The following is a 24,318-nucleotide window of genomic DNA, read 5'->3' on the forward strand; positions in this document are numbered from 1 at the left end:
GCGTTTACAGTTGCGTGGCTAAACGTCAGGCTGGATCCCTGCCGGCAAACACCTCTTTAAAGACCGGCATCGCCGAGAAAACATTGGGCCAGCCCGCAACAAAGGCCAGTTGCGTCAGGACTTCGGACGCCTGGGTCCGGGTTAAACCATTGTCCATGGCGCGGTTGAGATGGTAAGGAACCTGGGCCACCTGGCCGGCAGTGACCAACGCACTGACCGTGATCAGACTTCTGTCCCGAGGCGCCAGTCCGGGCCTGAGCCACAGGTTCTGGAATAGCGCGTCGGTCGTGTATTTCACTATGCCCGGCGAGACCTTGCCAAAGTTTGATTCAACCAGCGTGGCACGCTTGTTTTCCGACTCCTCATCCAGCGGCAGGAAATCCACCTTTCCGCCTGGCAAGGAAGCGGTATCGATATGGCGTTGCGCAAACAGCTGACGCGTGATCAGCGCCGCAGAGGTGGCGTTCGGCCAGCCGGCGTAAAAAGCCAGGTTGGTGATTGTTTCTGAGATTTCCGCAGGTTTTACGCCGCTGTCCAGCGCCACGTTGAGGTAGTGGGGAAGTTCCGCCGTATCATTGCGGCTGATCAGCGCTGCAACCGTCACCAGGCTTCGATCGCGTCGCGACAGTTCCGGGCGATTCCAGAGATCTTTTTCAATAAACTGTTCTGAATAGGCAGCCATTGCTGGCGCGACCTGGGCTACAGCGTCCCGTGAGTCTTCCGGTTTCATTGTCGAACTCCTGTTTTGAGTAGTCTGGGAGACACATCCGTTAATCAATAAGAATGAAACGATAAGCAGGGCGGTTCTGTTCAGCATTAATGCCCTCCCGCCTGCAGGTACTGCGCATCGCTGACTTTTTCAAGCCAGTTCACGTTTTGCCCCTGCTCATTCGATTCCTGAATGGCCATATGCACCATCGTGGTTTTATCCGTTGCGCCGTGCCAGTGTTTAACCCCTGGCGGGCATTGAATGACATCCCCGGCGTGCACGGTTTTTCGCTCCTGCCCCCACTCCTGCACCCAGCCCGTCCCGGACGTGACCACCAGTGTTTGCCCAAGCGGATGGGTATGCCAGTCGGAACGTGCGCCGGGCACGAAGGTGACATACGCGGCGCCTGCTCTTTGCGGGGCGACAGGTGAGAAGAGGGGGTCAATGTAAGCACTTCCGGTAAAGTGGTCAGCGGGTTCGGCAATCGTCGCGCGACTGCCCGTTTCAGACACGGTCATTTGAGCTGAAGGGGTGGTTTCGCTGTGTGCGGACATACCTGCAAATACCAATAGTGATGCTGCTACAGAGGTGAAACGGATCATCATACTCTCCTGTTGTGAATGAAACGGCAAACCCGGTACCGGGAAAAAGAGAAGGGGATAAATGTGTTGTGATGAGATTTGCCGGCTGTGCCGGAAATACATATTCGGGCGTCTACTTATCCGTCAGCAGCTCAAATCGGGCAGTATATTCAGCAGGTGATACGGGCAAGGCATCCGGTTCGTCTAATTGCCCCAGCGTAATTAATCCCGACGCATGTCCGTGTGCTTTATAGAAAATCGCCAGATTTCCCCACGGGGCATATAGCGTGATATCACCCTTAGCGGCCGCGGTACCCGCAGGTGCGCCGGCCGTGGACAGGCGGCGAGGAAGATCGCCGATTTTCTCTTCCCCGGCATAATCTTTCAGCTGCAGCGTGAGGGGCAACAGTGCGATAAAGTCACGACTGGTTTGGCTGCTATTTAACGTTGCGGTCAGCGTCTTGTCGTTAAGTATAATTTTTATCTTCATCGGGTTTTCCTGTATGAGTTCGTTGCGCCAGCCGGCATTCGTCTGCAGTCATTGGCAACTATTCTTAACAGAAATAAACCGCGTGTTAATAGGCGTTATCAGAATAGAAAAATGAATAAATTTCATTAATCCGGTCCGGGAAGCAAAATGTTTGTTATCGGCAGATACAGGCCTCAGGGTCTGGCAACGTGGCGTAACCAGTGCCCAACGCCTTCAGCAGCAGCGTCAATTGCGCCGGCCAGATAACCCGAAAATTGCGGTGACCATTCGCTGGCAATCCCGGTTAATTTATCAGCCCATTCTTCCTGCGCCGGAATCTGTTGCAGCTGTGCGTGCCCGACGTCCTGCTGCAGGTCAAATTCTGTCGTCGTAAACGGATCGGCGGCCCAGTCTTTTATCCACTCGGCTTCAGGCTCTGCCGCGTCTTCTCCGAAGAGTCGCACCAGTTGCTCCCGGCACAGTCGCTTGAGTTCGGCCTCGCTCACCGTCCATCGCGATTTTGCCGGTACGCCAATAAAACCAAAGATAGCCGTTTTGCCGGTATCGGGCTCTGACACATCGTGAATTTCAACCATCGGACCCACACGGCTGCTTACGTCGCCGGAGAAATGCTGTGCCTGCAAAAAGTCGGTCTGGTACAGGGCGACATATTTTGCGTGAGGCGCCATCCAGGTTGGCGTTTTACGCCAGTGTGAAAGGACCCGCTCCGGCAATGCTGGCTGGATCGTCATTTTTGCTGCCAGCGCGGGAGGCAGGGCGAGGAAAACGTGTTCACCGGTGAAAAGTGAGCCTTCGCCCGTTTCGGACTGCGTCGCGACCTGCATACCCTCGCCGAGAAGGGAAATGGAAACCACCTGATGGTCTGACTTAATCTTCTGCGCCGGGATCTGGCGTGTTAATGCGCTCGTCAGCGCCTGCATTCCACCCTGAAGCCTGAACGACTCCGGTGATGTCACATAGGCAGGATAACGTTGCGCAGGGGACGTCGTCTGGCGTTCATAAAGCATATCCCCCGGTCGCCCCTGAGGGAGAGGCGTTAATCCAAGTTGATGAACCAGGTGTGCGAAGTCAGGCTGAATTTCCGGCCAGAACCAGGTCGCCCCCATGTCCACATGAACCCCATCAGGCGTGTTTGCTAACACCTGACCTGAAAGTACGCGACCGCCGGTTCTTTTCCTCGCTTCCAGTATCACGTAATCCACTCCCGCTTTTTCAAGCAGTGTGCCTGCATACAGGCCGCTGACACCCGCACCAATGATAATAACGCTGCCTTTCATGGTATCGCTCCGGTCAGTGTGGTCGGGCTGAGATGTCCCGTTTTAAGATAAAAAAGTGCCCCAGAGGCGGCGGCCGTCAGCGCCGGCAAATCGCCTTCAGGAAATCTGAGCCAGCTTCCTTTCAGGTAACGAACTTCCGGTGCGCTGATTTCCCCTTCGAGAAGCAGAAGCTCGGCTCCTCCGGCGAGCGGAGCGCAGAAGAGTCGTTCACCCGGTGCGATCCTCTGAAGCTGAGTGGTTTCCGCTACGCTTGCGAACAGGGGACAAAGGAGTCTGTGCGGCTGGCCGTGCCAGCGACTCGCCTCGTTGGTATTGATCCTGACCGGTTCCTGTTCTTCGGCGGCGAACTGGCGCAGCTTAACGAACAGGGTGGTGCCGTCACGACTGGACGGTCGATGCGACGAGCCGTCCGGGCTGCGCAGATACCAGCCAGCCGGATAATCGGTTCCGTTTTCCGTAAAGGTACCGCTCAGCACCAGAATCTCTTCTCCGCCGGGGTGGGTGTGCTCAGGAAACACAGAATCAGGGGCATACCTGACAAGGCTGGTTGCGCGGGCCTGCTCGCGGCCAATGCGATCAAGCATGACGCGCTCCACACCGGGTTGCGGGGAGGGCACCCAGCGGTAGTCATCAGGAGTAATGATGGCTCGCTGTGAAAAATCATAATTCAGTAACATCATAGTCAGTCATTAAACGGCACCGCAGGCGGTGCCGTATGCAGGTTTATTTTGTTGGCAGGTTGTCAAAAACATCCAGAGCCCGGGCGGTATAGGTTAACGCAGCACCGGCGTTCAGACTGATGGCAACGGAAAGCGCTTCAGCTATCTCTTCACGCGTTGCGCCTTTCTTAACCGCAGCTTCCACATGTACCGCCAGGCAACCATCACAGCGAGTGGTAACGGCAACAGCCAGCGCAATCAGTTCGTGGGTCTTGGGATCAAGGTGCTGATTTTCAGAAGCCCCTTTATCCATCTGCTGTAAGCCTTTCATAAATTCAGGCTGCAGTCTGGCAAATTTCCCGACGGTGGCCAGCAGGCTGGTGCGATATTCATTCCAGTTTAAAAACATTCATAGCTCCGGTACGTGTAGGTTTCAGAAAATGCCCGTTACAGGACGTCGTAAATGCGGATTTCAGGCGCGCTGTTCAGATACGGTTTCAGTGCTTCAACGACATCCTGGGTGAAAAGCGGACTGCTGAGATACGCCTGTGCCTGGGACACGGTTTTAAATCCGTGCAGGACCTGTACGTCCTCGTCACGAACAAGCAGTTCTTTAGAGGTGGCACCGTCGATGGTGGTCAGGAACGGGGTTTTGTATTGCTGGTAGACCCCGGCGGCTGCCGCACGGTTTTCATTACTGATATCAAGGCTGATTTGCAGATAAGCCATCGTTCTCTCCTTCGCTCAGGGTTAAGGCAAGGCGGCCGGATAAGGTACCGGTCTGCTTTACCGTTCGTTGAGGGCGATTATGAGAAAGCCGGTGATCTTCAACAAATCAGTTAATCTTGCGTTGCAGAAAAGAAAAACTATGTCGGACGTCTGAAGAGAGAAGCATCATGCCGGTACGCGATGACCCTTGCTGCATGATGCTTAAAAAAGGGGGAGTTAAGGATTGTCAGAGACCACGTCATGAAGAAGCCAGTCGTGAAATATTTTTACTTCTTCACGCATGGCGGTGTGCTGCGGGGTCACCAGGTAGTAAGACCATGTTAACGGCCAGCGATGGTCTGGGTGCAATTGAACCAGTTGCCCGGTTTCAATCAGCTGTTTCACCAGCGCGTGACGTACAATCGCCACCCCCCGGCCGCTCAGGGCCGAGAGAATCACGGCGGAGGTGGAGTTAATATGCAGCCTGCTTTCCAGCGCGCCAGGGGCATTGACGGTACGGAGAACGTCATCCCATGAGGGAAAATTCGCGCCCGGGTGCGGCGTGTCATCGTGGATCAGCTTCTGCGTGGCAAGCCAGTCACCACAGGCAATTTTCTCCGGAGGCACCAGGCGGGGGCTACAGACCAGCACCGCCTCTTCATCCATCAGCCAGGTTTTATTCACGCCGGGCCAGTCTCCCTGTCCGCAGCGAATGCCGATATCCGCCTCGCCGTGCGATACGTCCATCAGCTTTTCCGTGACGTTAAGCCGCAGATCGATTGTGTCATGCGTTTCTGAGAACCGGTTAAGACGCTCCATCAGCCAGTTCATCATCAATACCTGAGAGGCGGTGACGACCACGACAGAACGTGCGCGACGTCCGCGCAGTTTGTTTAACCCGCTTTCCAGCTTGTCCAGGCCCTGCGTAATGTCCTGCAGCGCATCCTGAGCCTCATCCACCAGCGTCAGGCGCTCCTTACCCGACCGCGTACGGCGAAGCAGCGGGTGACCAACCCAGTCTTCGAGCGAACGAACAAGCTGGCCCACTGCGGCAGGCGTCACGCCAAGCTCTTGTGCCGCACCGGTAAAGCTACCGTGACGGGCGGTCGCTTCAAAAGCATGTAGCCATTTAAGTCTGTTCAGGGAACGCATTGCAGGTACTCCGATTTATTCTTTCTTTCAGTATACCTGAGCGAAGAAGATTTTCTTTCCTGTGTCGCAATTTCTTCTCAGTCGTCAACCCTGGTGCAGGGTGGCATTCTGGATGCACACGATGAGGAGCGAGGCTTTTCATCAATGACAACCAAATGTTTTAAAAGAGGTTAGCGATGAACGCATCTTTTGCCGGTAAAAAGCTGTTAGTGGTCGGTGGTACAAGCGGTATGGGCTTCGAAACGGCGAAGCGGGTTCTGAAAAACGGTGGCAGCGTGGTGCTGGTGGGGAACCGCAAGGACAAAGCGGAGCAGGCTCGTCAGGCGCTGGCGGTCGACGGGCCGGTATCCATCATCGTGGCTGACCTGATGAAAGAAGAGGGTATGCAGCACGTGATGAATACCCTCAATGCTGAACACAAAGACATCAGCCTGCTGGTCAATGCCGCTGGCGTGTTCTTCCCGAAACCGTTTACTGAACATGAAGCGTCAGATTACGACATGTACATGAGCATCAACCGCGCGACCTTCTTCATCACCCGTGATGTGGTGCGCAATATGGTTGATGCCGGTATTAAAGGCTCCATCGTCAATATCGGCTCTATGTGGGCACAGCAGGCCATCGGGGCCACGCCGTCTTCCGCATATTCCATGGCGAAAGCCGGCCTGCATGCGTGGACCAAAAACCTGGCTATTGAGCTGGGCGGGAAAGGCATTCGCGTCAATGCCGTGTCTCCGGCCGTTGTTCACACGCCAATTTATGAAGGCTTCATCCCAAAAGACGATGTAAAAGAGGTGATGAACAGCTTCGACAGCTTCCATCCGATTGGCCGCGTGGGTACGCCGGGCGATGTGGCTGAAACGGTTGCCTTCCTGCTTTCTGACAAGACAGGCTGGGTCACCGGCGCAATCTGGGACATTGACGGCGGCGTCATGGCTGGCCGTAACGCATAATACACCGCTCATCACAGGTGATACCGTGAATAAAACTTTTCTTGCTATGCAGGTTTCCTCGCCGGGCGTGCTTGAAATGGTCGTCAGACCGTTGCCCGAGCCGGGGCCCGAGGACGTACTGATCAAAATTGAGGTATGCGGCGTTTGTGGTGCCGATCTTCAGGATGCGGAGAAGGTACCGGAAGCGGGGCAGCCCGGGCGCATTCCGGGCCATGAAATTGTGGGCCACATTACCCGGAAAGGAGATGCAGTTCCCGGGATCTGGCACACCGGTCAGCGCGTGGGCGTCGGGCGTCTTGGGGGATATTGCCAGCATTGCCCGCCTTGCCGTAACGGGCTTTTTCACCTGTGTGAAAATCAGCTAACGCCGGGGCTGAGCTGTGACGGAGGTTACGCCGAGTATGTTGTTATCCGACATACCGCGCTGATTGCCATTCCTTCAGCGCTCACTTCCGTTCACGCGGCCCCGATCTTGTGCGCCGGTACGGCAACCTTTAACGCGTTGCGTCAATCCGGTGCCAGCGCGGGAGACAGGGTGGTTATTCTCGGTATTGGTGGCTTAGGCCATATGGCGATTCAGTACGCCCGTAGGATGGGGTTTGAGGTTATCGTGATTGCGCGCGGCAGTGAAAAGGCGCATGACGCTTTACAGCTGGGCGCCCATCACTATATCGATGCGCAGACGGAAAACGCGGCGGAACGGTTGAGAGCGGAAGGCGGCGTCGAGATTATTGTGGCGACTGCCCCGGATGCAGACGCGGTTTCAGCGTTATTGCCAGCCCTGGCCCCCAGAGGAAAAGCGATCCTGTTGGGTGCCGGACGCACACCGTTGCAGGTCATGCCGGGTATGATGATTGGCGCGGAACGCACCCTGACAGGTTCATTTGTCAGCACCCCGTCGCAAACCGAACGCGCACTGCGTTTCAGCCACCTCTTTCAGACGCTGCCAGTCACAGAGCTGATGCCCTTTGAACAGGCAAATGAGGCGCTCGACAGGTTACGGCAGGGAAAGGCGCGCTACCGGATAGTGCTTACGATGAACCCGGATAACTGATCGGCAGAAACACCGTCTGGCGGGGAGCCAGACGGTGGAGAGGTTACGCGTTACGCGTTGCCGCTTTCATTGCGCTGACAAACGTTTTCAGCTCAGCCAGCATTTGCTCTGGCTTGTCCACGTTCTTCTCAATGATTTTAACGATAGCGGAGCCTGAGATTGCACCGGCTGCGTTAGCGTCAATTGCCGCCGTAACCTGATCGGGAGATGAAATCCCAAAGCCCTGCAGCGGAGGGGCCGCGTGGTATTCAGCCAGCTTCTCGACCAGATGATGCAGAGGCAGCGCCGCTTTGTTCTCCGCGCCGGTTACACCCGCACGGGAGAGCAGGTAGGTATACCCGCGACCATAAGAGGCAATCTGGCGCAGCAGTTCATCATCGGCGTTTGGCGGGCAGATGAAGATAGGTGCCACGTTATGGCGCATCGCCGCCTGGCGGAACGGCGCAGATTCTTCAACCGGTACGTCTGCCACCAGCACCGAGTCAACGCCCACGCGCGCGCATTCTGCATAAAAGGTATCAATACCGCGACTGAAGACCAGGTTGGCATACATCAACAGGCCAATCGGAATGGTCGGGTGCTTCTGGCGGATAGCGGCCAGCATCTCAAAACATTGCCCCGGGGTGACACCGGCCGCGAATGCCCGCAGCGTTGCGTTCTGGATAGTCGGGCCATCGGCCAGAGGATCGGAAAACGGAATACCCAGTTCCAGCGCGTCGGCACCGGCTTCAATCAGGGTGTCGATAATTTTCAGCGACTGCTCAGGACCCGGGTCACCCAGCGTCACGAAGGGAACGAACGCGCCTTCCTGGCGAGATTTCAGTGCTGCAAATGCGTTATCGTAGCGTTCCATCAGATTTCCCCTCGTGCTTTCAAAATATCGTGAACGGTGAAGATGTCTTTATCACCGCGACCGGAAAGGTTAACCACCAGCAGTTGCTCTTTTTCCGGGTTCTCTTTCATCATTTTCAGCGCATGCGCCAGGGCGTGAGAGGACTCCAGAGCAGGAATGATCCCTTCGTGGCGACAGAGCGTTTTAAACGCCTCCAGGGCTTCGTCATCGGTAATGGAAACGTAGACCGCACGACCGGTGCTGTTCAGGAAGGCATGCTGAGGCCCAACGGAAGGGAAATCCAGGCCTGCCGAGATAGAGTATGACTCTTCAATCTGGCCGTCATCGGTCTGCATCATCGGCGCTTTCATACCGAAGTAGATCCCCACGCGACCATGTTTCAACGGTGCGCCGTGCTCACCGGTTTCAATCCCGTGGCCTGCAGGTTCAACGCCAATCAGCCCGACGCTGGTTTCGTCGATGAAATCAGCGAACATGCCGATAGCGTTAGAGCCACCGCCAACGCAGGCGATTACCGCATCCGGCAGGCGACCCTCTTTTTCCAGGATCTGCGCTTTGGTCTCTTCGCCAATCATGCGCTGGAATTCACGCACAATCGTCGGGAACGGGTGCGGGCCTGCAGCGGTGCCGAGCATATAGTGTGCGGTTTCATAGCTGCCAGACCAGTCGCGCAGCGCTTCGTTACACGCATCCTTCAGCGTCGCGGAGCCACTGTGCACCGGGATCACTTCTGCGCCCATCAGACGCATACGGAATACGTTAGGCGACTGGCGCTCAACGTCTTTTGCGCCCATGTAAATGCGGCATTTCAGACCGAGAAGGGCGCTGGCAAGGGCTGATGCCACCCCGTGCTGGCCTGCGCCAGTTTCAGCGATGATTTCGGTTTTACCCATCCGTTTTGCAAGCAGCGCCTGACCCAACACCTGGTTGGTTTTATGCGCACCGCCGTGCAGCAAATCTTCACGCTTAAGATACAGCGTGGTTTTGGTGCCTTCGGTCAGGTTACGGCATTTCGTCAGGGCCGTTGGACGGCCAGCGTAGTTTTTCAGCAGGTCGGTAAACTCAGCCTGAAACGCCGGATCTTTCTGCGCGCTCACGAACGCTTCTTCCAGCTGGCGCAGGGCGGGCATCAGGATTTGCGGGACGTACATCCCGCCGAACTCACCAAAATAGGGGTTTAGTAATGTCGTCATCTTCTCTTCCTTAATATGCACGCAGAGTTTTAAATACCGAGGCCAGCTTACTGGCATCTTTGATGCCCGGTTGCGACTCTACGCCTGAATTGAAATCGAGGCCCGCGCAGCCCGCTTTGGCGGCTTCCACGCAGTTATCCGGGCTAAGTCCCCCCGCCAGCAAAACATTGTCCAGCACTTCGCCGTGCAACAGGGACCAGTCAAAACGCTGTCCCGTGCCGCCCTGGCCATTATCGAGTACGTATTTATCAACATGATTCAGGTTACGCTCAGGCAACCTGTCGCCCACGCTCTGCGCTTTCCAGATTTGCACCTGAGGTGCCAGTGCGCTGCGCAGGGCATCGATATAGGCCTGATCTTCGTTGCCATGAAGCTGCACCGCATGCAGAGATAACGCTTCGGCTTTTGCTACCACGTCGGCGATATCCGCGTTGCGAAAGACCCCCACATAGCTGAGTGGCGCTGCCGTCATCACCTGACGCGCCTGCGCTTCGGTCACCACGCGAGGGGAGGAGGCGACAAAAATCAGCCCGCCGTAAATCGCACCGGCTTCATACGCGGCCAGGGCATCCTCTTCACGGGTCAAGCCGCACACTTTGTTTTCACCCAACAGTACGCGGCGCACCGCGGCATTGAGATCGTCATGTTCCATCATTGCAGAACCAATCAGGAAACCGTTGGCGAAATGGCTCAGTTCGCGGACCTGTGCGTAGCTGTTAATACCGGATTCACTGATCACGGTGACGCCAGAGCCCAGACGCGGCGCCAGCTGGCGCGTGCGGTTCAGGTCAATCGACAGGTCACGCAGATCGCGGTTGTTGATGCCGACCACTTTGGCTTTCAGCGCAATGGCGCGTTCCAGCTCCTCTTCGTTGCTCACTTCGGTCAGCACGCCCATATTCAGACTGTGCGCAACCGCAGCGAGCTGGCGATACTGTTCGTCATCCAGCACTGAGAGCATCAGCAGGCAGGCATCGGCCTGGTAAAAGCGTGCCAGCCAGATCTGATACGGGTCGATAATAAAGTCTTTGCACAGGATCGGTTGTGGCGCGATCCCGCTGACAACAGGCAGGAAATCGAAGCTGCCCTGGAAATACTTCTCATCCGTCAGCACGGAGATGGCTGACGCATGATGTTTGTAGATACCGGCAATTCGCGCCGGATCGAAATCGTCACGGATAACGCCTTTCGACGGGGACGCTTTTTTGCACTCAAGAATAAACGCGGTGCGTGCGCCCTGCAGAGCATCATAGAAACGACGGCTGCTCGGGACAACGTCATTCTGGAAGCTGGCCAGCGGCTGCTGTGCTTTACGTGCTTCCACCCAGATGGCCTTATCGGCAACGATTTTCGCTAAAACGGTCTGCATTCTTTACCCTCTTGCCGCAAGTGCGGTAACGCGATCGTAAGCTGCACCTGAGCGCAGTACGTTCAGAACTTTTTGTGCGTTGGCTTTGAGGTCTTCCTCGCCGTGCAAACGCATCAGCATCGCGACGTTGGCAGCGACGGCGGCCTCGTGGGCGACCTCACCTTTACCTTGTAATAAGCGCGTCAGAATGTCACGGTTTTCTTCAGGCGTGCCGCCCGCCAGCGCTTCCTGATGGTAAGGCGTTAAACCAAAGTCGCTCGCCTCCAGCTGATAGCTCAGGATTTCACCGTCGCGAAGTTCGGCCACCAGCGTTGGCGCATGCAGCGACACTTCATCCATTCCCCCGCTGTGAACCACCGCGGCACGTTGATAACCCAGCACGCGCAGGGTCTCTGCAATCGGCAGAACCAGCTCCGGGCTGTAGACGCCAATCAGCGCCAGCGGCGGATGGGCCGGGTTGATCAGCGGGCCGAGCACGTTAAACAGCGTGCGGGTTTTAAGCTGCTGGCGAACCGGCATCGCATGGCGGAAACCGGTGTGATATTTCGGCGCAAACAGGAAGCAGACGCCCAGGTCGTCCAGGGCTTCACGCGAACGTTCGGCGTTCATCTCGAGGTTGATGCCGAATGCGGCCAGCAGATCTGACGATCCCGAGCGGCTGGAGACGCTGCGGTTACCGTGCTTTGCCACTTTCAAACCACAGGCAGCCGCCACGAAGGCGCTGGCGGTGGAGATATTGATGCTGTTGCTGCCATCACCACCGGTACCGACGATATCCGCAAACATGTAGTCCGGGCGCGGGAACGGGGCGGCATTTTCCAGCAGCGCCGTTGCCGCACCGGCAATTTCCTGCGGGCTTTCACCGCGAACTTTCATGCTCACCAGCGCGGCCGCCAGTTGTTCAGGCTTCAGTTCACCGCGAACCACGGCGGAGAAGAGTTGGTGGCTCTCCTGCTGGCTCAGAGTCTGTGCCTGATACAATTTTTCCAGAACAGGTTGCAGGGTGTTGGTCTGTTCCAGTTTCTGCAGCGCCCAGTCCAGGGTCTGTTCCAGCAGACGCGCGCCGTGAGAGGTGAGGATTGATTCCGGATGGAACTGCATCCCACAGACACGATCGGTATCGTGACGTACGGCCATCACCATGCCTTCGAACGAGGCGTTAATGGTCAGGCCAGCCGGGATGTTGCTGCCGACCAGCGAGTGGTAGCGTGCCACCGGCAGCGGATTCGGCAGCCCGGCAAACATCGCCTGACCGTCATGTTCAATGCTGGAGGCTTTACCGTGCAGGATTTCACCCGCCTGACCGACGTATCCGCCATAGGCTTCAACAATCGCCTGATGCCCCAGGCAGATGCCGATAATAGGCAACTTGCCGCGCATACGGGTCAGCAGTTCAGGCATACAGCCCGCTTCACTGGGGGCGCCGGGGCCAGGAGAGAGCATTAGCACCGGGTTTTGCATGGTTGCCAGACGCTCAATCAGGGTTTGCGCCGGCACGTGGTTACGATAGATAACGACGTTGTGACCATTCGCACGCAGCTGATCTGCCAGGTTATAGGTAAAGGAGTCGATGTTATCGAGCAGCAGAATGTCAGCCATCAGAAAATCTCCTGTGCATGGTGTGCGGTAGCGATGGCGCGCAATACCGCGCGAGCTTTATTGCGCGTTTCGTCAGCTTCAGACTGCGGAACAGAATCAAGAACCACCCCGGCGCCCGCCTGGACGGTGGCAATGCCGTCTTCAACATAGGCAGAGCGGATAACGATGCAGGTATCAAGGTCACCGTGCGCGGTGAAATAACCTACCGCACCGCCATAGCTGCCGCGACGACGCCCTTCGGCGGCGGCGATAAGCTGCATCGCACGGACTTTCGGCGCACCGCTCAGGGTGCCCATATTCATGCAGGCGCGATAGGCGTGCAGCACGTCAAGGTCGTTGCGCAGTTCACCCACCACGCGGGAGACCAGGTGCATCACGAAGGAGTAACGGTCGACTTTCGTTAAGTCAGCCACATAGCGGCTGCCGGGAGTACAAATGCGGGCCAGATCGTTACGGGCCAGGTCAACCAGCATCAGGTGCTCGGAGAGCTCTTTGTGGTCGGTGCGCATTTCCAGTTCGATACGGCTGTCGAGATCGCGATCCAGAGAGCCATCGGCGCGACGCCCGCGCGGACGTGTACCGGCAATCGGGTAGATCTCGATCTGGCGGCTGGTGGCGTCGTATTTCAGGGAGCTTTCCGGTGACGCACCAAACAGGGTGAACTCGTTGTCCTGCATAAAGAACATATACGGGCTTGGGTTGCTCTTTTTCAGCACGTCATAGGCCGCCAGCGGCGACGGGCAGGGCAGTGAGAAACGACGGGACGGGACGACCTGGAAAATTTCCCCGGCGCGAATCGCCTTTTGCATCTGACGCACCACGGCACCGTACTGATCGTCGGTCTGGTTAACCTCACAGGTCATCTTCTCTACATGCTGAACCGGCAGTGCGGGTGGCGCTTCGGTCATTTGCTGTTGCAGCTGAGCAATGCGCTGCTCAAGACGTGTTTTTTCGGTCACGGATGGCGTGAACAGGCTCGCCTGAATACGGGTGTATTTTTTCTGATGGTCGATCACCAGCAGGGTTTCGGCCAGGTAGAAGCAGTAGTCAGGGCAGCGGTTGCCCTGTTCGGTTTCCGGCAGGTCTTCGAAACCGGCGACCAGATCGTAAGCAAACAGCCCGCCAAAGAACATCGCTTCGCGTTCATCTTCTGGTACCGAGACCAGGTTTTGCAGCAGGCGGAAGGCATCGAAGACTGACAAAGAACAGAGGCGTGCATCTTCGTCCAGCAGTTGGCTGACCGGCGGGAAATGCAGTACCCGCACTTCCGGGTGACGTTCATTCTCGATACCCGCTGGCAGGGAGGCGTCCAGCAGTGGCAGCAGCGCGGCACCGTTCTCAGAGAGCGCCTTAATCGTGACAGTGTCACCCAGCGCGGTAATGCGCAATGCGCTGTCGACCAGCAGCAGGCTCTTAAGATCGTCTTTACTGTCAATATCTGCGGATTCCAGCAGCAACGTTGCCGGACGCGCACCGCAGACTTGATGAAACAGCGCGGTTGGGTTGTGGCGATAGACCGCCTCGCAGGTCAGCAATTCGAGGTGTGGTTTGGCTGTTTGCATTATGTTGTTCTCATTTATTCTGTTCAAAAAAAAGCCCGCTTAGTCGCGGGCTGGGTATCTGTTTGCATTTTGCAGACGTGTGACACTGCCCGATAATCAGGATGTGCGCCACCAACCGTGCAGAGTGAAATGCGCTGTCATTTTCAGATACCTTTCTCGTGTGAACTTGCGTACTAGTTAACTAGTTCGATGGCAAGTTGTCAACCCTTGATTTCAGAATTTCGCGCCAAGCCGTTATCATAGGGGTTTCGGATGTCTTTAACCTGCTATGGGAAGTGCTTTGAGCGATACCACCTACGCCGTAATTTATGATTTACACAGCCATACTCAGGCCTCTGATGGCCTGCTGACACCCGAAGCCCTGGTTCATCGCGCCGTTGAAATGCGTGTCGGCACGCTGGCGATAACCGATCACGATACGACAGATGCCATTCCCGCGGCGCGCGCCGAAATTGCCCGCAGCGGACTGGCGCTGAATCTGGTGCCCGGCGTCGAAATTTCGACAGTCTGGGAAAATCACGAAATACACATTGTTGGCCTCAATATCGATATTGAACATCCGGCAATGCGTGCGTTTTTGCAAGAACAAAAATCGCGCCGCAACGAACGCGCCGAAATGATTGGTGAGCGACTGGAAAAAGCGCATATTCCCGGAGCGCTGGAAGGTGCACAGAAACTGGCAAACGGTGGGGCGGTGACGCGCGGCCATTTTGCCCGTTTTCTGGTTGAGGCGGGCAAAGCCACAACGATGGCGGACGTGTTTAAAAAATATCTGGCACGCGGGAAAACCGGTTACGTTCCGCCACAGTGGTGTACAATAAAACAAGCTATTGATGTCATTCATCATTCTGGCGGTAAGGCTGTGCTCGCCCATCCGGGGCGGTATAATCTTTCTGCTAAGTGGCTGAAAAGACTGCTGGCACACTTTGCCGAATGTGGCGGTGAGGCGATGGAAGTCGCCCAGTGTCAGCAGGCGCCCAATGAGCGTGCGCAGCTCGCAACCTACGCGCGTCAGTTCGGTCTGCTGGGTTCGCAAGGGTCGGATTTCCATCAACCCTGTGCGTGGATCGAGCTGGGACGCAAGCTCTGGTTGCCCGCAGGCGTTGAGCCCGTCTGGCAGCTCTGGGAACAGCCGCAGAAAATTGAAGAGAGGGAAGTATGAGTCAGTTTTTCTATATTCATCCGGATAACCCGCAGCCACGCTTAATTAATCAGGCCGTGGAGATCGTTCGCAAAGGCGGCGTGATTGTCTACCCGACCGATTCTGGCTACGCGCTGGGCTGTAAAATTGAAGACAAAGGGGCGATGGAGCGCATTTGCCGCATTCGTCAGCTGCCGGACGGCCATAACTTTACCCTGATGTGCCGCGATCTTTCTGAACTGTCGACCTACGCGTATGTCGATAACGTGGCGTTTCGTCTGATCAAAAATAACACGCCGGGCAACTACACCTTTATTCTTAAAGGAACCAAGGAAGTGCCGCGCCGACTGTTACAGGAAAAGCGTAAAACCATCGGGATGCGCGTACCGTCCAACCCGATTGCGCAGGCGCTGCTGGAAACCCTCGGCGAGCCGATGCTTTCGACTTCTTTAATGTTGCCTGGCAGCGAGTTCACCGAATCCGATCCCGAAGAGATTAAAGACCGTCTGGAAAAGGTGGTCGAGTTGATTATTCATGGCGGCTACCTTGGTCAGCAGCCAACCACCGTTGTTGACTTAACCGAAGATGCGCCAGAAGTGATTCGTGAAGGCGTGGGTGATGTTAAGCCTTTCTTGTAAGGGTGTAAGCAGATATACTACGCGGCCATCAAAGCAGGGCTGAGCCCTCTTTTGACCTGATTCGACGCCTGTGAAGGCGACACCTGAGGAAGCTCAATGAGCGAGAAGTTACAGAAAGTGCTGGCGCGTGCCGGCCACGGTTCACGCCGTGAAATCGAAGCCATTATTGAAGCGGGTCGCGTGAGTGTGGACGGTAAAATCGCCACGCTGGGTGACCGCGTAGAAATCGTACCGGGATTGAAGATCCGCATCGACGGTCATCTTATCTCCGTGAAAGAGTCCGCTGAGCAGATTTGCCGCGTGCTTGCGTATTACAAGCCAGAAGGCGAGCTGTGCACGCGCAACGACCCTGAAGGTCGCCCGACGGTGTTTGACCGTCTGCCTAAACTGCGTGGCGCTCGCTGGATTGCCGTGGGGCGTCTGGACGTGAATACCTGCGGCCTGCTGCTGTTTACCACTGATGGTGAACTGGCAAACCGTCTGATGCACCCTAGCCGTGAAGTGGAACGCGAATACGCCGTGCGTGTCTTCGGCCAGGTTGATGAGAATAAACTGCGCGATCTGTCACGCGGCGTTCAGCTGGAAGACGGTCCTGCGGCATTTAAAACCATCAAATTTACCGGTGGCGAAGGCATTAACCAGTGGTACAACGTTACCCTGACTGAAGGCCGTAACCGCGAAGTACGTCGTCTTTGGGAAGCGGTAGGTGTGCAGGTGAGCCGTCTGATCCGTGTCCGTTATGGCGACATCCTGCTGCCAAAAGGTCTGCCACGGGGTGGTTATACCGAGCTGGATCTGACACAGACTAACTACCTGCGTGAACTGGTCGGCCTGACGCCAGAAACCACCTCTAAAGTGGCGGTGGAAAAAGATCGTCGTCGTATGAAGGCGAATCAGATCCGTCGTGCGGTGAAACGCCATAGTCAGGTGAGCAGTAACCGCCGCTCTGGCAGCCGTAACAACAACGGTTAACATAAAAGCCCGGTGAAGATCACCGGGCTTTTTTCTTAGTAATCAATACCGATTTGCGCTTTGATTCCCGCGTCAAATGCGTGTTTGACCGGACGCAGTTCGCTGACGGTATCAGCAAGCTCCAGTATTTCCCGATGACAGCCACGCCCCGTGACGATAACCGTCTGGTGCGCCGGGCGTTGTTGTAACGCCTCCAGTACCGCATCCAGCGGGAGATAGTCGTAGGCCACCATATAGGTTATCTCATCCAGCAGAACCATATTCAGGGCGGGGTCTGCCAGCATTCTTTTGGCGTGCTCCCAGACTGCAAGACAAGCTGCAGTATCGGTTTCACGGTTCTGCGTATCCCATGTAAAACCTGTCGCCATCACCTGAAATTCAACGCCATGCGGTTCAAGCAGATTACGTTCGCCGTTCGGCCATTCGCCTTTGATGAACTGAATGACGCCCACTTTCTGCCCGTGACCGACAGCACGCGTGGCGGTGCCAAATGCCGCGGTAGTTTTACCTTTGCCGTTACCGGTAAAGACGATAATTATCCCGCGCTCGTCCTGTGCGGCCGCAACGCGCGCATCGACCTGTTCCTTCAGACGCTGCTGGCGTTGTTGATGGCGTTCTTCACTCATTGCGAAATCCCTGGTTTACGGCCCGGCTGGGCATCGAAGGTCATCCCCGTTTTACGTCGGCTGTCGTCGCCCATCAGCCAGAGATAGAGCGGCATAATGTCTGCGGGTGTTTTCAGTTTCTGCGGGTCTTCCGACGGGAAGGCGCTGGCGCGCATTTTGGTGCGCGTTCCACCCGGGTTAATGCAATTTACGCGCAGATGGCGGCTTTGATACTCCTCCGCCAGCACCTGCATCATCCCTTCAGTCGCGAATTTCGAGACGGCATATGCCCCCCAGTTGGCTCGACCTTCGCGGCCTACGCTTGAGGAGGTAAAGACCAGCGAGCCGGACTCGGATTTAAGTAATAAAGGAAGCAATGCCTGCGTCAGGAAAAACGTGCCGTTGACGTTGACCTGCATCACCTGCTGCCAGATATCGGGATCCTGTTCATCCATAGGACGGACTTCTCCCAGCAAACCTGCATTGTGCAGGACACCGTCCAGCCGCGGATAGTGGGCGCTAATACGGTGAGCAAGCTCCTGGCACACCGCTGGCGTGCAGGTGAGTAAATCGAGGGTATACCATGGGGCCGGAATGCCGCCTGCCGCCTCTATTTCCTGCGCGACGCTTTTCAGTTTCTCTTCGTTACGACCAATAAGAATAACGCTCGCGCCATAGTCAGCGTAGGTCAGGGCCGCCTCGCGACCAATTCCGTCGCTGGCACCGGTGACCAGAATGATGCGATTTTGCAGCAGATTTTTTTGCGGTTGATAATGCACGGGGACTCCTCTGGCGCGCAGTGACGCAATGACGCCTTCTTTATGACTTTTCGGCTTTATGCCCGAATTAGCATGAGAATTCAATCAGTCTACAGGAGGCATTACTGTAAAATTAACAATTTGCAAATATTTAAACCCCCATGAGGGGATTCCTGAAGCAGGCTCGCAGAGGTAATGTCACGAGCGAGACGCATGGGCAGGGCTGTTGTACACTGCCGTGAAAGAATCGTGGTTAAACAAGGTGGAACGCGTGGAATTACTTTCTCAGTATGGGTTGTTTTTGGCCAAAATCGCAACGGTGGTGATTGCCATTGCAGTGATTGCCGTTCTGATTGTAAACCTGACGCAGCGTAAGCGTCAGCGTGGGGAGTTACGCATTACCCGCCTGAGTGAGCAGTATAAAGAGATGCAGGAAGATATGTCTCTGTCGCTGCTCGATAGCCATCAACAGAAGCAGTGGCTTAAAGCGCAGAAGAAAAAGCATAAACAGGAAGCCAAAGCGGCAAAAGCGAAAGCAAAGCTCAATGCACCGCAGGATGAGGCAAAGCCACGCGTCTATGTGCTCGACTTTAAAGGCAGCATGGATGCGCATGAAGTTTCTTCTTTGCGCGAAGAGGTCACTGCCGTTCTTGCCGTGGCAAAACCGCAGGATCAGGTGGTGGTGCGTCTTGAAAGCCCGGGCGGTGTGGTACACGGTTATGGACTGGCTGCGTCACAGCTGCAGCGCCTGCGTGAAAAACAGATCCCGCTGACCGTTGCGGTGGATAAAGTCGCGGCGAGCGGTGGCTACATGATGGCCTGCGTCGCGGATAAAATTGTGGCGGCACCGTTTTCTATTATTGGTTCAATCGGTGTGGTTGCGCAAATCCCTAACTTTAACCGCTTCCTCAAAAACAAAGAGATCGACATTGAACTGCACACGGCCGGGCAGTACAAACGCACTCTGACGCTGCTGGGGGAAAACACGGAAGAGGGGCGTCAGAAATTCCGTGAAGATCTCAATGAAACGCACCACCTCTTTAAAGACTTTGTGCACCGCATGCGCCCATCGCTCGATATTGAGCAGGTCGCGACGGGGGAGCACTGGTACGGGATCCAGGCCCAGGAGAAAGGACTGGTAGATGAAGTGGGCACCAGCGATGACCTGCTGCTGAACCTGATGGATGGCCGTGAGCTGGTGGGCGTGCGCTTTACGCAGCGCAAGCGTCTGCTCGATCGCTTTACCAACAGTGCGGCAGAAAGTGCCGATCGGCTGTTGCTCCGCTGGCTACAGCGCGGACAAAAACCGTTGCTGTAAACAAAAACGCGAGGCTCAGGCCTCGCGTTTTGCATTAATCAACCAGGTGATATTTCTCTGAAAGCGTATGCGCCAGGTATTTAAACATGTTAAACACGGCGGTGCTTTTCGGGGTAGGTAGCCCCTGTTCGTCAAGGAAGTATTCGCCGCTGAAAACCAGCACGCCATTACGCTGTTCTACGCCGGTGGCTTCAATGCCCGCCAGAGTGTCTTCATGATCACGGATAAGCTTGTTTGCTTCGATAAGCAGAGAGACTCGGTCAATTGGTTGGGTCGTATTGTGCATAATCCACTCCTTAAACAGTGACAATAGTCTACGCCGAGGGCGCTTTGGGGGCAAATTTTCCCTGTAATCTGAGGGGATAAGGTGCAGGAGCCTGGCTGGCGTGATTTGCTTTTGCATGCTAATAAAGTTGCGTAACGGATTTTATCAGGTAGAGTGTGCGCTTTCGTCATTCTGGCAACAGAATTGCTTGACATTCGACCGGTAATTCGTCACGAATCATACGAGGCGTGAGAAAAATACCCGAAAACTCAATCACCTGGGCGTCATTTCTCTGACGTTCGGTAAGACAAAGGGGTTGATATCCCCTGACGCAGTCGCAATATCAATGACGCGTCGTCAGTGGAAGGGAAATCAACGTGCGGCGTATTCCTGGAAGAATTAAATTAGGTAAAGGTGAATATGGGTAAAGCTCTCGTCATCGTTGAGTCCCCGGCAAAAGCCAAAACGATCAATAAGTATCTGGGTAATGACTACGTGGTTAAGTCCAGCGTGGGTCATATCCGCGATTTGCCGACCAGTGGCTCAGCCAGCAAAAAGAGCGCAGACTCTACCTCCACCAAAGGGGCTAAAAAGCCTAAAAAGGATGAACGTAGCGCGCTTGTCAACCGCATGGGTGTTAACCCATGGCATAACTGGGATGCACAATACGAAGTGCTGCCCGGGAAAGAAAAAGTTGTTAATGAGCTGAAACAGCTTGCTGAAAAAGCAGACCACATCTATCTCGCAACCGACCTTGACCGCGAAGGGGAAGCCATTGCGTGGCACCTGCGGGAAGTGATCGGTGGTGATGACAAACGCTACAGCCGTGTAGTGTTTAACGAAATTACGAAGAATGCGATTCGCCAGGCGTTTGAAAAGCCGGGCGAACTGAACATTGACCGTGTAAACGCACAGCAGGCACGTCGCTTTATGGACCGTGTTGTGGGCTACATGGTGTCTCCACTGCTGTGGAAAAAGATTGCCCGTGGTCTGTCCGCAGGCCGTGTGCAATCCGTTGCCGTGCGTCTTGTCGTTGAACGTGAACGCGAAATTAAAGCGTTTGTGCCAGAAGAGTTCTGGGAAGTCGACGCGAATGTCACCACGCCGGGCGGGGATGCTCTGCCGCTGCAGGTGAGCCATCAGAACGACAAGCCTTTCCGTCCTGAAAACCGTGACCAGACCATGGCCGCGGTGGCGCTGCTGGAAAAAGCGCGCTATCAGGTTCTGGAGCGTGAAGACAAACCGACCAGCAGTAAGCCTGGCGCACCGTTTATTACCTCTACGCTGCAACAGGCCGCAAGCACGCGTCTGGGTTATGGCGTGAAGAAAACCATGATGATGGCCCAGCGCTTGTATGAAGCGGGTTACATCACCTACATGCGTACTGACTCGACTAACCTGAGTCAGGATGCGGTTAACATGGTGCGCGGCTATATCGGTGACAATTTCGGTAAGAAATACCTGCCGGAAAGCGCTAACCAGTACGCCAGCAAAGAGAACTCACAGGAAGCGCACGAAGCCATTCGTCCTTCTGACGTCTCTGTGTTAGCGGAATCGCTGAAGGATATGGAAGCCGACGCCCAGAAGTTGTACCAGCTTATCTGGCGCCAGTTCGTCGCGTGTCAAATGACACCCGCGCAGTACGATTCCACTACGCTTACCGTTGGTGCGGGTGATTTCCGTCTGAAAGCGCGTGGCCGTATCCTGCGTTTCGACGGCTGGACGAAAGTCATGCCTGCACTGCGTAAAGGCGACGAAGACCGAACGCTGCCCGCGGTGAACAAAGGGGATGAACTCTCTCTGGTTGACCTCGTGCCAGCTCAGCACTTTACCAAGCCGCCTGCGCGCTTTAGCGAAGCATCGCTGGTAAAAGAGCTGGAAAAACGCGGTATTGGTCGTCCGTCAACCTATGCGTCAATCATTTCGACCATTCAGGATCGTGGCTATGTGCGTGTTGAAAACCGCCGTTTCTACGCTGAAAAAATGGGTGAGATCGTAACCGACCGTCTGGAAGCTAACTTCCGCGAGTTGATGAACTACGACTTTACCGCACAGATGGAAGACAGCCTTGACCAGGTTGCCAGCCATCAGGCGGAATGGAAGAAAGTGCTCGACAGCTTCTTCAGCGACTTTACCAACCAGCTTGAAAAAGCGGAGAAAGATCCTGAAGAGGGCGGCATGCTGCCTAACCAGATGGTACTGACCAGCATCGATTGCCCAACCTGTGGCCGTAAGATGGGGATCCGTACTGCGACAACAGGCGTCTTCCTCGGTTGCTCCGGCTATGCGTTATCGCCGAAAGAGCGCTGCAAAACCACCATCAACCTGGTACCTGAGAACGAAGTTCTTAACGTGCTGGAAGGTGACGATGCAGAAACCAATGCCCTGCGTGCCAAACGTCGTTGTAAGAAATGTGGCACGGCGATGGACAGCTACCTAATCGATCCGAAACGTAAATTGCACGTCTGCGGGAATAACCCAACGTGTGATGGTTATGAGATCGAAGAGGGTGAGTTCCGCATCAAAGGCTATGACGGCCCTATCGTTGAGTGTGAGAAGTGTGGCTCGGAAATGCACCTGAAAATGGGGCGTTTCGGGAAATACATGGCGTGCACCAACGACGAGTGTAAGAACACCCGTAAGATTCTGCGTAACGGTGAAGTCGCGCCGCCGAAGGAAGATCCGGTTCCGCTGCCAGAATTGCCGTGTGAGAAGTCTGACGCCTATTTCGTGCTGCGTGACGGTGCTGCCGGGGTCTTCCTCGCGGCCAACACCTTCCCGAAATCGCGTGAAACCCGCGCGCCGCTGGTGGAAGAGCTGCATCGCTTCCGCGACCGTCTGCCTGAGAAACTGCGTTATCTGGCCGATGCGCCACAGCAGGATCCTGAAGGGAATAAAACGGTGGTACGTTTTAGCCGTAAAACAAAACAGCAGTACGTTGCGGCTGAGAAAGAGGGGAAAGCGACCGGCTGGTCCGCCTTCTTTGTCGACGGAAAATGGGTTGAAGGCAAGAAATAATCTTCCCTTACCGTAACTTACCTGTAAAAGGGCCGAACTTCCGGCCCTTTTTTATTACCTTGTTATTATTTTTTGTTCCGTACTATACAGTCAGGCTATAAATGATATAGTGGTTATAGTTAACCCTTTTCTTATTATCAAATCGTCTTAAGCGATTGACCGCGTGCGCTAAATCGGATGGTCTGGCATGAAATTACAGCAGCTTCGTTATATCGTTGAGGTGGTGAATCACAACCTCAACGTCTCTTCTACCGCTGAGGGGTTATATACCTCGCAACCGGGCATCAGCAAACAGGTTCGTATGCTGGAGGACGAATTAGGTATCCAGATTTTCGCTCGCAGCGGTAAGCACCTCACGCAGGTGACACCCGCCGGGCAGGAAATCATTCGTATTGCCCGGGAAGTCCTCTCCAAAGTTGACGCTATTAAGTCCGTGGCGGGTGAACATACCTGGCCGGATAAAGGCTCGCTTTATATTGCCACAACGCATACTCAGGCGCGTTATGCGCTGCCAGGCGTTATTAAGGGCTTTATAGAACGTTATCCGCGCGTCTCTTTGCATATGCATCAGGGCTCGCCCACGCAAATCGCTGAAGCGGTTTCAAAGGGCAACGCGGACTTTGCCATCGCGACAGAAGCGCTTCACCTGTATGACGATCTGGTTATGCTACCGTGCTACCACTGGAACCGTTCTATCGTAGTGACCCCGGATCATCCGCTGGCGGGGAAAGGGTCGGTGACTATTGAAGAGCTGGCGCAATATCCTTTAGTGACATACACCTTCGGCTTCACCGGACGCTCTGAGCTTGATACGGCCTTTAACCGGGCGGGATTAACGCCGCGCATTGTCTTTACCGCCACGGATGCTGATGTCATTAAAACCTATGTGCGGCTTGGCCTGGGCGTTGGGGTAATTGCCAGCATGGCCGTCGACCCGGTTTCAGACCCGGATTTGGTTCGTCTTGATGCGCACGATATTTTCAGCCACAGCACGACCAAAATTGGTTTCCGTCGCAGCACCTTCCTGCGCAGCTATATGTATGATTTTATTCAACGCTTTGCCCCGCATTTAACGCGTGACGTGGTCGATACGGCGGTTGCATTACGCTCAAATGAAGATATTGAAGAGATGTTTAAAGACATCAAACTTCCGGCAAAATAATCACTCCCGGTATCTTTCCCTCACGGAAAGATACCGAATTAACTCCTCAAAGCTAAATCATAATTATCATCATCTACATTTTCCCTGCCATATAATGTCATTACCCATTTAATCTGTATGGTTTTAATGTCGTGAATTGGCGACAAAAGTAGAAAGTAATTTACGGCTACGCAAATATTTCTTTTCAATTATTTATTTCTGGTCAAAAGATTGAATATTTCCCACCCATTGATGCGTAAATTCACTGGCTTTTCGGCTAAAGTTTCTTTAGGATTTATCTCA

At 55.0% G+C, this 24,318-nt stretch carries 25 protein-coding genes and 1 other annotated feature; of the genes, 8 read left to right on the forward strand and 17 right to left on the reverse strand.

Going from position 1 to position 24,318, the window contains the following annotated elements; all coding sequences use genetic code 11:
• Nucleotides 1–25 precede the first annotated feature (25 nt).
• The 8 genes from BJP35_RS22860 to BJP35_RS22895 form a co-directional block, all read right to left on the reverse strand.
• The gene (locus tag BJP35_RS22860) at nt 26–817 is read right to left on the reverse strand and encodes a carboxymuconolactone decarboxylase family protein (protein ID WP_086463577.1); all 792 of its coding nucleotides are present in this window, start codon (nt 815–817) and stop codon (nt 26–28) included.
• Nucleotides 817–1,314 carry a cupin domain-containing protein gene (locus BJP35_RS22865; protein WP_256971809.1) on the reverse strand — a complete coding sequence of 166 codons (498 nt, stop codon included), beginning with the start codon at nt 1,312–1,314 and terminating at the stop codon, nt 817–819. The genes BJP35_RS22860 and BJP35_RS22865 overlap by 1 nt, the downstream gene beginning before the upstream one ends.
• Nucleotides 1,315–1,423: 109 nt before the next feature.
• Nucleotides 1,424–1,780 (reverse strand): cyclophilin-like fold protein, encoded by a 357-nt coding sequence (locus BJP35_RS22870; protein ID WP_047744747.1) that lies wholly within the window; start codon nt 1,778–1,780, stop codon nt 1,424–1,426.
• A 173-nt stretch (nt 1,781–1,953) separates the two neighbouring features.
• Nucleotides 1,954–3,057 carry an FAD-dependent oxidoreductase gene (locus BJP35_RS22875; protein WP_047744746.1) on the reverse strand — a complete coding sequence of 368 codons (1,104 nt, stop codon included), beginning with the start codon at nt 3,055–3,057 and terminating at the stop codon, nt 1,954–1,956.
• The gene (locus tag BJP35_RS22880) at nt 3,054–3,737 is read right to left on the reverse strand and encodes a cupin domain-containing protein (RefSeq protein WP_081146669.1); all 684 of its coding nucleotides are present in this window, start codon (nt 3,735–3,737) and stop codon (nt 3,054–3,056) included. The genes BJP35_RS22875 and BJP35_RS22880 overlap by 4 nt, the downstream gene beginning before the upstream one ends.
• A 43-nt stretch (nt 3,738–3,780) precedes the next feature.
• A complete protein-coding gene (locus BJP35_RS22885; RefSeq protein ID WP_014170390.1) occupies nt 3,781–4,125 on the reverse strand; it encodes a carboxymuconolactone decarboxylase family protein in 345 nt (114 codons plus the stop codon).
• Nucleotides 4,126–4,163: 38 nt separating this feature from the next.
• Nucleotides 4,164–4,445, reverse strand: a complete 282-nt coding sequence (locus BJP35_RS22890; protein ID WP_014170391.1) for a hypothetical protein — start codon at nt 4,443–4,445, stop codon at nt 4,164–4,166.
• Between the two features lie 216 nt (nt 4,446–4,661).
• Entirely contained in the window at nt 4,662–5,576 is a 915-nt protein-coding gene (locus tag BJP35_RS22895; RefSeq protein WP_014170388.1) for a LysR substrate-binding domain-containing protein, read from the reverse strand.
• Nucleotides 5,577–5,752: 176 nt separating this feature from the next.
• On the opposite strand from BJP35_RS22895, the gene BJP35_RS22900 reads away from it, so the two are divergent.
• Together BJP35_RS22900 and BJP35_RS22905 are read left to right on the forward strand one after the other, a co-directional pair.
• A complete protein-coding gene (locus tag BJP35_RS22900) occupies nt 5,753–6,529 on the forward strand; it encodes an SDR family NAD(P)-dependent oxidoreductase (protein ID WP_014170387.1) in 777 nt (258 codons plus the stop codon).
• 46 nt (nt 6,530–6,575) lie between these two features.
• Nucleotides 6,576–7,583 (forward strand): zinc-binding dehydrogenase, encoded by a 1,008-nt coding sequence (locus tag BJP35_RS22905; RefSeq protein WP_047744898.1) that lies wholly within the window; start codon nt 6,576–6,578, stop codon nt 7,581–7,583.
• A 43-nt stretch (nt 7,584–7,626) separates the two neighbouring features.
• On the opposite strand, the gene trpA is transcribed toward BJP35_RS22905, so the two are convergent.
• The 6 genes from trpA to trpL all read right to left on the reverse strand — a co-directional run bounded on the left by trpA (nt 7,627) and on the right by trpL (nt 14,300).
• Nucleotides 7,627–8,436 (reverse strand): tryptophan synthase subunit alpha, encoded by an 810-nt coding sequence (trpA, locus tag BJP35_RS22910; protein WP_047744745.1) that lies wholly within the window; start codon nt 8,434–8,436, stop codon nt 7,627–7,629.
• Nucleotides 8,436–9,629 (reverse strand): tryptophan synthase subunit beta, encoded by a 1,194-nt coding sequence (trpB, locus tag BJP35_RS22915; RefSeq protein ID WP_086463580.1) that lies wholly within the window; start codon nt 9,627–9,629, stop codon nt 8,436–8,438. The genes trpA and trpB overlap by 1 nt, the downstream gene beginning before the upstream one ends.
• A gap of 10 nt (nt 9,630–9,639) precedes the next feature.
• Nucleotides 9,640–10,998 (reverse strand): bifunctional indole-3-glycerol-phosphate synthase TrpC/phosphoribosylanthranilate isomerase TrpF, encoded by a 1,359-nt coding sequence (trpCF, locus tag BJP35_RS22920; protein ID WP_014170383.1) that lies wholly within the window; start codon nt 10,996–10,998, stop codon nt 9,640–9,642.
• Nucleotides 10,999–11,001: 3 nt separating this feature from the next.
• Nucleotides 11,002–12,597, reverse strand: a complete 1,596-nt coding sequence (trpD, locus tag BJP35_RS22925; RefSeq protein WP_014170382.1) for a bifunctional anthranilate synthase glutamate amidotransferase component TrpG/anthranilate phosphoribosyltransferase TrpD — start codon at nt 12,595–12,597, stop codon at nt 11,002–11,004.
• Complete coding sequence (locus BJP35_RS22930) at nt 12,597–14,159, reverse strand: anthranilate synthase component 1 (RefSeq protein WP_025203978.1); 1,563 nt, start codon at nt 14,157–14,159, stop codon at nt 12,597–12,599. The genes trpD and BJP35_RS22930 overlap by 1 nt, the downstream gene beginning before the upstream one ends.
• 25 nt (nt 14,160–14,184) lie before the next feature.
• Nucleotides 14,185–14,279, reverse strand: a sequence feature (Trp leader region).
• Complete coding sequence (gene trpL, locus BJP35_RS24910) at nt 14,256–14,300, reverse strand: trp operon leader peptide (protein WP_106993556.1); 45 nt, start codon at nt 14,298–14,300, stop codon at nt 14,256–14,258. Its footprint overlaps the feature before it by 24 nt.
• A 127-nt stretch (nt 14,301–14,427) precedes the next feature.
• Between trpL and rnm the strand changes: the two genes are divergently transcribed.
• The 3 genes from rnm to rluB all read left to right on the forward strand — a co-directional run bounded on the left by rnm (nt 14,428) and on the right by rluB (nt 16,910).
• Nucleotides 14,428–15,321, forward strand: coding sequence for an RNase AM (rnm, locus tag BJP35_RS22935; protein WP_020882434.1), 894 nt, complete (start codon nt 14,428–14,430; stop codon nt 15,319–15,321).
• Complete coding sequence (locus BJP35_RS22940; RefSeq protein WP_003856793.1) at nt 15,318–15,938, forward strand: L-threonylcarbamoyladenylate synthase; 621 nt, start codon at nt 15,318–15,320, stop codon at nt 15,936–15,938. Before rnm ends, BJP35_RS22940 begins: the two co-directional genes overlap by 4 nt.
• Before the next feature lie 96 nt (nt 15,939–16,034).
• A complete protein-coding gene (gene rluB, locus BJP35_RS22945) occupies nt 16,035–16,910 on the forward strand; it encodes a 23S rRNA pseudouridine(2605) synthase RluB (RefSeq protein ID WP_008502809.1) in 876 nt (291 codons plus the stop codon).
• Nucleotides 16,911–16,945: 35 nt separating this feature from the next.
• On the opposite strand, the gene cobO is transcribed toward rluB, so the two are convergent.
• Both cobO and BJP35_RS22955 read right to left on the reverse strand, forming a co-directional pair.
• Nucleotides 16,946–17,536 (reverse strand): cob(I)yrinic acid a,c-diamide adenosyltransferase, encoded by a 591-nt coding sequence (gene cobO / locus BJP35_RS22950; protein WP_020882435.1) that lies wholly within the window; start codon nt 17,534–17,536, stop codon nt 16,946–16,948.
• Nucleotides 17,533–18,294 carry a YciK family oxidoreductase gene (locus tag BJP35_RS22955; RefSeq protein ID WP_020882436.1) on the reverse strand — a complete coding sequence of 254 codons (762 nt, stop codon included), beginning with the start codon at nt 18,292–18,294 and terminating at the stop codon, nt 17,533–17,535. Before BJP35_RS22955 ends, cobO begins: the two co-directional genes overlap by 4 nt.
• A gap of 250 nt (nt 18,295–18,544) precedes the next feature.
• On the opposite strand from BJP35_RS22955, the gene sohB reads away from it, so the two are divergent.
• Nucleotides 18,545–19,591 carry a protease SohB gene (gene sohB, locus BJP35_RS22960; RefSeq protein WP_020882437.1) on the forward strand — a complete coding sequence of 349 codons (1,047 nt, stop codon included), beginning with the start codon at nt 18,545–18,547 and terminating at the stop codon, nt 19,589–19,591.
• Nucleotides 19,592–19,625: 34 nt separating this feature from the next.
• Here the strand turns inward: sohB and BJP35_RS22965 are convergent, their stop codons facing one another.
• Nucleotides 19,626–19,877: a YciN family protein gene (locus BJP35_RS22965; RefSeq protein ID WP_020882438.1), complete on the reverse strand. Its 252-nt coding sequence runs from the start codon at nt 19,875–19,877 to the stop codon at nt 19,626–19,628.
• A 399-nt stretch (nt 19,878–20,276) separates the two neighbouring features.
• Between BJP35_RS22965 and topA the strand changes: the two genes are divergently transcribed.
• Together topA and cysB are read left to right on the forward strand one after the other, a co-directional pair.
• Nucleotides 20,277–22,874 (forward strand): type I DNA topoisomerase, encoded by a 2,598-nt coding sequence (topA, locus tag BJP35_RS22970; RefSeq protein ID WP_020882439.1) that lies wholly within the window; start codon nt 20,277–20,279, stop codon nt 22,872–22,874.
• 187 nt (nt 22,875–23,061) lie between these two features.
• The gene (gene cysB, locus BJP35_RS22975) at nt 23,062–24,036 is read left to right on the forward strand and encodes an HTH-type transcriptional regulator CysB (protein ID WP_006175683.1); all 975 of its coding nucleotides are present in this window, start codon (nt 23,062–23,064) and stop codon (nt 24,034–24,036) included.
• The last annotated feature ends 282 nt before the right edge of the window (nt 24,037–24,318 follow it).

Origin of the sequence: Enterobacter sp. J49, assembly GCF_002148625.1 — a bacterium.
GTDB lineage: Bacteria > Pseudomonadota > Gammaproteobacteria > Enterobacterales > Enterobacteriaceae > Enterobacter > Enterobacter ludwigii.